Annotated in this window: 7 protein-coding genes; all 7 read left to right on the forward strand. The window is 64.5% G+C overall.

Annotation, left to right across the window (positions count from 1 at the left end; genetic code table 11):
* Window positions 1–2: 2 nt before the first annotated feature.
* Complete coding sequence (locus VKS22_03670; GenBank protein HLW69701.1) at window positions 3–4,115, forward strand: type VI secretion system protein; 4,113 nt, start codon at window positions 3–5, stop codon at window positions 4,113–4,115.
* Window positions 4,112–5,245, forward strand: coding sequence for a type VI secretion system protein TssA (gene tssA / locus VKS22_03675; GenBank protein HLW69702.1), 1,134 nt, complete (start codon window positions 4,112–4,114; stop codon window positions 5,243–5,245). Before VKS22_03670 ends, tssA begins: the two co-directional genes overlap by 4 nt.
* A gap of 150 nt (window positions 5,246–5,395) precedes the next feature.
* Complete coding sequence (gene tssB, locus VKS22_03680) at window positions 5,396–5,956, forward strand: type VI secretion system contractile sheath small subunit (GenBank protein HLW69703.1); 561 nt, start codon at window positions 5,396–5,398, stop codon at window positions 5,954–5,956.
* Between the two features lie 59 nt (window positions 5,957–6,015).
* Window positions 6,016–7,545 carry a type VI secretion system contractile sheath large subunit gene (gene tssC, locus VKS22_03685; protein ID HLW69704.1) on the forward strand — a complete coding sequence of 510 codons (1,530 nt, stop codon included), beginning with the start codon at window positions 6,016–6,018 and terminating at the stop codon, window positions 7,543–7,545.
* Window positions 7,546–7,592: 47 nt separating this feature from the next.
* Window positions 7,593–8,093 (forward strand): type VI secretion system tube protein Hcp, encoded by a 501-nt coding sequence (locus VKS22_03690; GenBank protein ID HLW69705.1) that lies wholly within the window; start codon window positions 7,593–7,595, stop codon window positions 8,091–8,093.
* Between the two features lie 24 nt (window positions 8,094–8,117).
* Window positions 8,118–8,609: a type VI secretion system baseplate subunit TssE gene (gene tssE, locus VKS22_03695; protein HLW69706.1), complete on the forward strand. Its 492-nt coding sequence runs from the start codon at window positions 8,118–8,120 to the stop codon at window positions 8,607–8,609.
* The coding region (gene tssF, locus VKS22_03700) for a type VI secretion system baseplate subunit TssF (GenBank protein ID HLW69707.1) at window positions 8,599–10,334 on the forward strand (1,736 nt) is incomplete at its 3' end. The genes tssE and tssF, both read left to right, overlap by 11 nt.

A 10,334-nucleotide genomic window follows, 5' to 3' on the forward strand; every position in this document is an offset into this window, starting at 1 on the left:
GCATGGCTGCGTTTCCTCCATGGGTCGTCAGCGCCTTGCCGCTGCTTGCGGTGGTCCTCGCAATTCTTTTGGTCGTGCTGACCGTAATCGCAATCCGCCGATCGGCTGCGCCCGCGGCGACGCCCGCGCCGCCTCCGGCTGAGGCGGCGACCGAGCCGCCGATGCCGGTCGCCGCGCAGATCCGGCGCGCGACAGAGCGGTTGTCGGCCCTGTACGGCGGCCGCCATCAGATCGACGCGGTCCCGCTGCTGATCGCGGTTGGCGCGGGCAGCGCCGCGTTGCAGCGCATGATTCCCAAAGTCGGCGCCGGCGATCTGACGCGCGCGCAACTCGATCTGTCGCGCGGCGACTGTCGCATCCTGGTCTCTCCTGACGGCGCCGTGGTCAGCTTCGAGGACGGCCTGCTCGGCAGTGAGCGATGGGAAACCCGTTGGGCCGAGCTTTTGCGCGCATTGTCGAAGCACCGCGAAGACCGCCCCTTCGACGGCCTCGTTGTGGTCTTGACTGCTGCCCAACTTGCCGGCCCGACCAAGCTCGACGACGACGCTTTGACGATGCTCAGTGAACGGCTCTACCAACTACTATGGACGGCGCAACGGACCGGCGGTTGGCGCGTGCCGATCTACCTCCTGCTCAACGAATGCGAGGCGCTCAACGGCTTTACCGCCACCGCCGCCGAGCTGCCGGAGCCGATGCGCCGTGAGCCCTTCGGCTGGAGCGTGCCCTACGCGCTCGACACCGCCTTCGAACGAAGCTGGATTCGGGAAGGCATCGAGGCCCTGACGGCGCGGCTCTCAACCCTGCAATTGCGGCTGCTGAGCGGCTTAAAGGATCCGAACAGGGCGGAGCCGGTGCTGTTATTCCCCAACGCCTTGGCGCGGCTGGCGGAACCTCTGGCGCTCCTGCTGACCCCGATGCTGCAACCGAGCGCCTATCACGACGCGTTCATGTTCCGCGGCTTTTATTTGACCGGCAGCGAGGCATCCGCGGCGCTTGGCGGGCCGGATCTCTTCGCGGCGCAGCTTTTCGCCAAGCGGATCTTCCCTGAGCAATTCCTGGCCCAGCCGGCGCGCGGCGCAGTGACGCGGCGCCAGCGGCAAATCCGCATCGCCCAGTGCGTATTCGCAGTTCTTGTGCTCTTGGCCCTGGCCGGCCTGATTCACGTGCGGCATCATCGCGAGGCGCTGAAGACGGTATCTCCGCTGGTGCAGGAGATCGCAGCCTTGGGGGAACGCGCTCAATCCGCGCGATCTGAAACCGCACGAGCGGTGACTGCCAATTCTCCCTTGCCGGCGCAATCAGAGCAGCGCGGCATCGAAGACACCAAGGCCCTGGTTGAAGCGATGGCCGCGGTGTCGCTCAATCGGCTCGAGACGCCATGGGCGCCGCTCTCCTATTTCACCAATGTCAGCACCGAGGTCGAACAGGCGATTCGCGAGGCCTACCAGGTGGAAGTCTTGCGTACGGTATACTCCCGACTGACCGACGCGATTCCCGCGCTGCTGGGAGTGCGCCCACCGGCCGGCGATGACTCGCCGGGCGAACTCGCGGGCGCGCCTGGCGATACCGCGTGCGCGGCTAACGGCGCCACTTCGGCCGATGTCGCGCAGCTCGCGCAGATCACTCGGCGGCTGAGCGTTTACCGCCAGGAGCTCCAGAACTACCAGGACCTGCCGGCCAATCCGCAGATTGGAAATCTGGAATCGCTCCTCGAGTTCACGCTCGCCGTTTCACTGCCGGCGGGCTTCAACACCAATTATTACCTGTATGAGAATGCCTTGCGCGGCGCGAGGGCACCGCTGCTTGACATCGGGCCCATCCGCACCACCGTCGGTATGATACTCCGCGCCCAGTTTGCCCGCGGGCTCGCCGGCGCATATCCCGGCAGCGCGCTCGGCCTTGCAGTTTCCGAGGTCATAGCCAATGCCGGCGTTTACGGCGGCGACGCGCAGACCGTCGGGTCGATCGGGCGTCTGCGGCGCCTCGATCTGGCGCTGCATACCGCCCAGGCGCAGACCTCTCTGCCGGAGTACGCCTGGATTCTCGACGACCACGATGCCGCGTCGATCAGCTCCGAGCTCGACCAGCTTACAGCGCTGTCCGCCAGCGGGGGCGGCGCGGAGCTTGCGCCGGTCGCCTCCAACCTGCCGGCGGAGTTACGCCGTTCAGCCACCGATTGCGTAACCCGCACGCGCGAATGGCTGCTGGCGGCGCGCGTTTTCGGCGGCGAGCCGGTCCTGACCGCCGGCCCAACTTCGCTTCAGGTATCGGCGCCGCTGAAGGCAATCGATCAGACGCTCGACCTCTTCCTCGCGCAGCCGCTGGTCGCGGATGCGATGCCCTCGGCGAGGGCGTGGCCGCTCGCGCTCGATGGATCCCTCCTCTGGGATCCGCAGGATCTGCAATCGCTGCAAGCAGTGGCCGAGTCCTGGCTGCTGTTTGTCGGCCAAGACTTGCCCGCGACGCTGCCGGCGGAATTCCGCGAGCAGGTGCAAGCGGCGGCTGGCGAACGGCTCGACTTGCTGGCGGCGAACGTCGTCGCCCGCGCCCAGCAAGCGGGCCTCGACAACGGCGCCAGCGCTCAGCCCGGCAGCACCGCCGCCCTGCGCGACGAGATGGCGCGCTTCGCTGACGCCGCACCGATCCTGATTAACTTGCGCACCTTGCTGCGCGGGGCCGGACGCACGAATTCAGCCGACCGCCTCGACCAGTTGCTGGCCGGTCAGGCGATCCGGCTGCTGCGTCAGATAGACGCGCTTTTGAATGCCGCCGACCCCTATGCGCTGGTCGACGGCAACCTCGCCTTCTGGTCCGGTACGCCGCCCCTTGCGGCGCCCGCCTTCGGCTCGGCAACGCTGCCGGAGCTGGTGGGCACGCTGCCCGCGCGGCGCGACTACGTTGAGGCGCTGGCGCGCGACAATGCCGCGCCGATGATCACCTATCTGCAACAGAGCGGCGTCCTGCTCAGCAGCAGCGACCGCGCTTTGCTCACCCGCTGGCAGGCGATCATAAGCACGCTCGATCGCTACCATCGCAGCGTCCCGGGCAATTCGCTCAGCCGCCTCGAACAGTTCATCTCCACTGACATGGACCATATCGATCTCGGCGATTGCCGCCAGATCACGGCCGCATTCAGCGGTGGCGCCGACTGGTTCGCGGTCCAGCTCGGAACCATCGGCCGGGCCGTGCGCAATCGATGCAATCAGGTCGCACATGGCGAGTCCGTCGCTCAGTACGACAACCTCGCTGAGAGTTTCAACCACGACCTCGCCGGACGCTTTCCGTTCGGCGCGGTGACGGCGCCGGACGCCGACCTCACCGATGTCAAGCGCTTCTACAATCGTTTTGGCGGAAAGCTTGCCACCCTCCGCGAGCAGTTGGCCGGCATCCCTGCGTACGCGCGCGCGGGGGCGCCGCAGTTTGTCGATCAGTTGCTTGCCGTGCAGCTCGCGCTCGCCCCGATGCTGACCACCGCACCGCCCGACGCGTCGCTGACCTACGATGTGACCGTCGAGTTCCGCACCAATATCGGCAGCGATCCCGGCGCCGACCAGATGCTCGAGGCGACCGCAGAATTCGGCCAACAACGGCTTTCGTCCTTCGCCACAACCAACGATCTTGCCTGGAGCAACGGACAACGCGTACGGATGATTTTGCATTGGGCCAAAGATGCGCCGGAGGCGCCGGTCAGCGGCGGCGCGCAGTCGCCGCGGGTGCGCGGGCTGGCGGTTACTTACGAATATCGCGGGCCATGGGCGTTGCTCCGCATGATCGCCGCGCAACGTCCAAGCGCCGCGGTGATGGCCCAACTCTCGGATCGGCGTCCCGAGACGATCGGCTTCGTGGTCCCTTTGCAACGCAATGCCAAAGCGGCCGGCGCTACGTCGAGCTGCGGTTTCTGGTGCTCATCACCAGCCGCCGCCAGCGTCGGGCCGGCGAACCTGACCACGGCGCAGGTCTTCATGCGCTTTGGCCTGACCGCGACCATCCGCGTTGCCGGCCAGCCCGACAAGCGTCAACCCGTGAGCCTGCCGATTTTTCCGACGGCGGCGCCGCAGCTCGACGACCAGACCGCTGCGCCGCCGCTCGGCAGCACGGCATTGATGGCGCCATGAGCGACTCAGCCGCCCAGCCACCCGCCGTCGCGCTCGACCTCGAGGTGCTGCTCGCGCCGTCCGCCGGTCCGTCCGGCACCGGACCCGATCTGCGCTTCGACCCGATCTACAGCGCGATTGTGGAAGCGCGCCGCGAAGAGAATCTGCGCCTGCCGCAAGGCGTTTGGACGCGCGAGATCAAACGCTCGGATTGGCCCCTGGTCGAGCAACTGTGCGGCGAAGTGCTGCGTGAACGCAGCAAGGATCTCCAGGTCGCGAGCTGGCTCACCGAGGCCTGGATTCATCGGCGCGGCTTCGCCGGTCTCGCCCCCGGACTCCGTCTGCTCGCCGCGCTCTGCCGGCGCTTCTGGCCCGATCTTCATCCGCAGATCGACGAGGGCGACTTGGGACCGCGCCTTGCGCCTTTCGAATGGTTGAACACCCGCATCCCGATCCTGTTGCGCAACCTGCCGGTCGTCGTTGCGGCCGGCAACGCCGACGAATCCTACACCTGGACCGACTACGTCAATGCGCAGCTGCTCGAAGGCTTGCGCCAGCGTGATCCGAAAGCGGTCGAGCGCTCCGAAGCCGCCGGCGCCGTGACACTCGCGGCCTTCGCGACCGTGCGCACGCGCACCGAGACGAAGTTCTGGAATCAGATGAACGCGGGGCTGGCCGCGGCCCGCAGCGCGCTGATCGCCCTCGATGAGGTCCTCGCCACGGCGTGCGGTCGCGACGCCCCGGGCCTCGGCGCCATCGCCGACGCGCTCCGCGACCTCTCCAACCTGGCTTCGGCCGCGCTCTCCGAACGCCAGCCCCCAACGCTGCCGCAGCGGCTGTTTGCCCGGGTCTCGAGTAACCCGGCCGCGGCCCCAGCCGGAGCCCCGCCACCGGCAATCGAGCGGCCAACCCGGGAAAACGCTTACGCGCGCTTGCTCGAAATCGCCGACTTGCTCCAGGCGCTCGAGCCGCATAGCCCCGTGCCATATCTGATCCGGCGTGCGATCGAATGGGGCGACATGTCCTTCGCCCAGCTCGTGATGAATTTTTCGCACGCCGGGCTCCAGCTCGACCAGTTAATCGACGTGCTCGGGCTCGGTGCGATGGCTGACGAGGCCGAAGACGCCGCCGGCGACCGTCGCAAGCCTTGAGCCGGAGATCTTCCGGAACTGGACGCTCAGCCGGACTCAGGCTGACCCGCAGTTGACTGTCCTTGACAAGCAGTCATCCAAATAGGTAATAGCCCGTACGGGTAACAGCGAGCGAGGCGCACGCCCAACTCCAAATTCATCGAGGAAACCATGGCTGAAAGCACGCAACAAAAGCTCTCCCGCGTCCGCCCGCCGCGCGTGCAGATTACTTACGATGTCGAGACCGGCGGCGCGATCCAGAAAAAGGAGCTGCCCTTCATCGTCGGCATTCTCGCCGATCTGGCCGGCCAGCCCGATCCTGACAACCCGCTGCCCAAGCTCAAGGAGCGGAAATTTGTCGAGATCGACCGCGACAATTTCGACGCCGTCCTCGAGGCGACCGCGCCGCGCATCGCGTTCCGTGTCCCGGACCGGCTGAAGAAAGATTCCACCGAGATGCACAACGTGCTGTTGAACTTTACCCGGATGTCGGATTTCGATCCGGTCAACGTCGTCAAGCAAATCCCCGCGCTCAACGACCTTTTTGTCGCGCGCAACCGCTTGAATGATCTCCTCGCCAAGCTCGACGGTAACGACCACCTCGACGCCATTCTGAGCGCGGTGCTCGCCGATACCGAGCAACAGAAAAAGCTGCGCGGCGAACTGACTCTCGCGCTGGCCAAGCCCGAAGCGCCGGCCACGCCCGACGCGCCGGCCAAGCCCGCGTCCTGAGGGGGCGGCCGCCGTCACGTTAAAGCATCGTCAATTGATGGAATCCCTGGAGAATAGCGATGGCCGATGAGAAAAAGCCCGCCACCCAAACCGCCACAGCCCAAGCCGCGGCCCCGCAAGCCGCGACCGCTATCACCCTGCTCGATCGCATCCTGGTCGAGGGTAAGCTCGTCCGCAAGGACGCCGAGCCCGAGGTCCAGGCCAAGGCCGTCGATCTGCTGCAAAAATTCGTCGATCAGGTCGTCGACAAGGCCAGCACCGCCAGTACCGACCTGGTCCAGCATATAAACGATTGCATCGCCGATCTCGACGATTTGATCAGCGGCCAGCTTAACGAGGTGATGCATCACCCGGAGTTTCAGCGCCTCGAAGCCTCCTGGCGCGGCCTCAACGATCTGGTCATGAACACCGAGACCGGGACAAGGTTGAAGTTGCGCCTGATGAACGTCAGCAAGAATGATCTGCTCAAGGATCTGAAGAGCGCCACCGAGTTTGATCAGAGCGCATTGTTCAAAAAGGTCTACGAGGAAGAATACGGCACCTTCGGCGGCAATCCTTACAGCGTCCTCGTCGGCGATTATGAATTTGGCCCGAATAATCAGGACGTCTTGCTGCTGACCAAAATCTCCAACGTGGCGGCTTCGGCGCATGCCCCGTTCATCGCCGCGGCCAGCCCCACGATGTTTTTTATGGAAGGCTTCACCGAGCTGCCCGCGCCGCGCGACCTCGCGAAGATCTTCGAGAGCAGCGACTTTGCCGATTGGCGGGCCTTTCGCGAGAGCGAGGATAGCCGCTACGTCGCCCTGACCATGCCGCGGGTCCTGCAACGTCTGCCCTACGGGCCCGACACCGTGCCGGTCGAGGGCATGTCGTTCGTCGAGGACGTCGACGGCACCGACCACGGCAAATATCTGTGGGGTAGCGCCGCCTACAAGCTCGCGCTGCGCGTGACTAACGCCTATTCCCTCTATGGCTGGACCGCGGCGATCCGTGGCGTCGAGGGCGGCGGCCTCGTCGAGAGCCTGCCAAGCCACAGTTACAAGGTCTACAAGAACGGCCACGACAACACCAAAGCACTCTATTGCCCGACCGAAACCGCCATCACCGATCGCCGCGAGAAGGAACTCAATGATCTTGGCTTCATCGCGCTGCTCCACCACAAGGGCGAGAACTTTGCCGCCTTTTTCGGTGGACAGACGGCGCAGCAGGCGAAGACCAACTGGAACACCGACAGCGCCAATGCTAATTCGCGCATCTCCGCGATGCTGCCCTACGTCCTCACGGCTTCGCGCTTCGCCCACTACATCAAGGCGATGATGCGCGACAAGATCGGCAGCTTCATGACCAAGGAAAACGTTCAGACCTTCCTCAATACCTGGATTGGCGATTATGTCCTCGGCAAAGATGACGCCGGCCAATCATTGAAGGCCCGGTATCCGCTGCGCGAAGCACGCGTGGACGTGTTCGACACGCCCGGCAAGCCCGGGGTTTACACCGCCACCGTCTTTCTGCGGCCGCATTTCCAACTAGAGGAATTGACCGCCTCTATTCGCCTGGTTGCCGAACTGCCCCCGCCGGTGGCGGCTTGACGCGGCGCCGGCCCGCACGCACAACCAGCTCATCGAGGAACCTGTAGATGGCTACTAATTTTTTCCTGAAGCTCGAGACGCCGAATATCGAAGGCGAGTCGATCGACTCCTCCCACGCCGGGGAACTCCAGATTCTGTCATGGAGCCATAGTTTCAACCAACCGACAAAGCCCACCCGCAGCTCGGCCGGAGGCGGCACCGTTGAACAAGCGAATCACGCCGATTTCTCAGTCACCAAGTATCTCGATAAGGCCACCGACGATTTGCTCAAAATGTGCTGGAGCGGCAAGCAAATCGGCAAGGGCACCTTCACCGCTTATCGCGCCGACGGCGATAACAAACCGGTCAAGTACCTGATGATCGAGTTGGAGAACATCGTCGTCTCCAATATCAGTTTCGGCGGCGGCGGCGGCGACCTCGCGACTGAGACCTTAGCCCTCGCCTACGGCAAGGTGACCTACACCTATACGCCGCAAAAGGTTGCTGACGGGACCAGTGACGGCGCGCAGCCGGTCTATCACGACCTCATGAAACAGGAAGTCGGCTGAACCGGCTCGGCGGTACCCCACGCGATGTCCCGCTTCAACTTCGCTCCGGGATCTCGCGCGCTGTTGTTTGACCGGCTGGCCGAGTCACAGGGTCCGTCAGCCGAGACGGCGTCGAACGGGCGCGACGAAAGCGCGGCGCGGCGCCTTGACGAAGCTGATCTGCGCGCTTCCGTGAGGCGCGAACTGGCGGATCTTCTGAATACGCGCGCGCCGGTCCCGGTCGGGGTTCTGGAGCAGCGCACCCGCAGCACGATCGACTATGGGATTCCCGATTTGTCGGTCTTTCCGGTTGGCGAGCATGATGCCACCACCCGTCTCGCAATGCATATGCGCCGGGCAATTCTGGCGTACGAGCCGCGGCTCAGCGATCCTGTGATCGAAATTGCGCGGGGGGTTGGAAGCGCCGAGACAATCAGTATCCTAGTGCGAGGGGCTTTGACGGTGGGCATGATGCGGGTGCCGGTGGTGTTCAGTCTGTCGCTGGGCGGAGCCGCAGCGGACGTCCATGCCAATTAGGGGCAGCGCGGACCTGCTCCCGCACTACATGGCGGAGCTGGACTATCTCTATACCGCAGGCGCTGAATTCGGCCGTCGCTATCACGACGTTGCCGGCGCCCTTGAATTCTCACGGCAGGGCAGCAACGATCCGCACGTCCAGCGCTTGATCGAGTCCTTCGCTTTCCTGACCGCCCGCCTCCAGCGCACCTATGATGCGCAGTTTCCCGAAATTCCCGCGGCCTTGCTCGACATCCTCTATCCGCAACTCACCGCGCCCATTCCTTCGATGTCAATCGCGGCGTTCCACCCCGACCCGGACCAGCCCGCCTCGCTCACAGGCATCAGCGTTCCGACCGGCACGGAGCTCTTCGCCTCCGCGCCTCAGGAGGGCGCAGAGGACCTGACCTGCCGTTTCCGCACCGGTTATCCGGTCACCTTGTGGCCCCTCGAGGTGGCCGACGCGCGTCTGGAGCCGCCTCCCGACGCATCGGCGTTCACTGATTCAGTAGGCTTAACTGACGTCCAGAGCGTTCTGCGCATCCGCCTGCGATGTCTGGGCAAGGCAACATTTGCACACTTCGCGCCCTCGTCGCTGCGCTTCTTCTTGCCCCCACCCAGCAATAGCCGCGAGGCCATCTACGAGTTGCTCTTCACGCACCTGCGCGGCATCGCGGCGGACGCGAATGCAGGCGCGACGCAGCCCGCCGGCGAGCCCGCGCCGCAACCAGTGTTGCTGCGCACTGCACAGTTACAGAGCGTCGGGTTTGGCGCCGAAGACGCGCTGCTCCCCTGCCCGCCGGCGTCCCATCAAGCCTACCGTCTGCTCCAGGAGTATTTCGCCTTTCCCGACAAGTTTCTCTTCTTCGACATCGCACAGCTACCGCCGGGCGCTTTCGGCACAGGCACGACTGCCGATCTAATCCTCCTGCTGGATAGCCCGGCCCGCTTGCCGATCCGGGTCAATCGCGCCAGTTTTGCTTTGGGTTGCACCCCGATCATCAATTTGTTTCCCCGCGTGACCGAGCCCATCCGCCTCGATCATACCCGCCTGGAATATCGTCTGGCGCCCGACAGCCGGCGCGAGAGCAGCGTCGAGATTCACAGTATCCAGCGGGCCATCCGCTCGGTCGCCCAGGCCGAGCGCGGCCAAGTCATCCGTCCGCTGTTCTCGATGCGCCATGCGGATATGATGGGCCGCGGTGAGGCGATGTACTATGCGCGGCGGCAGCCGGTTTCCCATCCTGACCTGAGCGGCAGCGAGATGTTGCTGTCCTTTGTAGATCCCGATTTGGATCCCAAACTACCGGCTGACGATGTCGTATTCGCGCATGTCATGTGCACCAACCGCGGTCTGGCCGAACAGATCGTCGGCGGCACGCCGCTCAATCTCGAAATTGATTTACCCGTCAGCGGGGTGTCGTGTCTCAACCGGCCGACCCGGCAGCTCGAGCCGCCGACCAGCGGTGGTACATTATGGCGTCTCGTATCGCATTTGTCGGTAAACCATCTGTCTATCGCAGAGGGCGAGGACGGCATCGCTGTACTGCGCGAAATCCTGCTCCTTTATTGCCCGAGTGAAGACCTCGCCGCGACCAAGCGGATTAATGGCCTGAAATCGCTATCGTCGAGGCGCATCGTGCGCCATATCGGCGCTGACGCGTGGCGCGGCTTTTGCCGCGGTCTCGAAATCAATCTGGAGTATGACGAGTCCGCCTTCCCCGGCGTCAGCGCCTATCTCTTTGG

This window comes from Candidatus Binataceae bacterium, assembly GCA_035308025.1.
Lineage (GTDB): Bacteria > Desulfobacterota > Binatia > Binatales > Binataceae > JAJPHI01.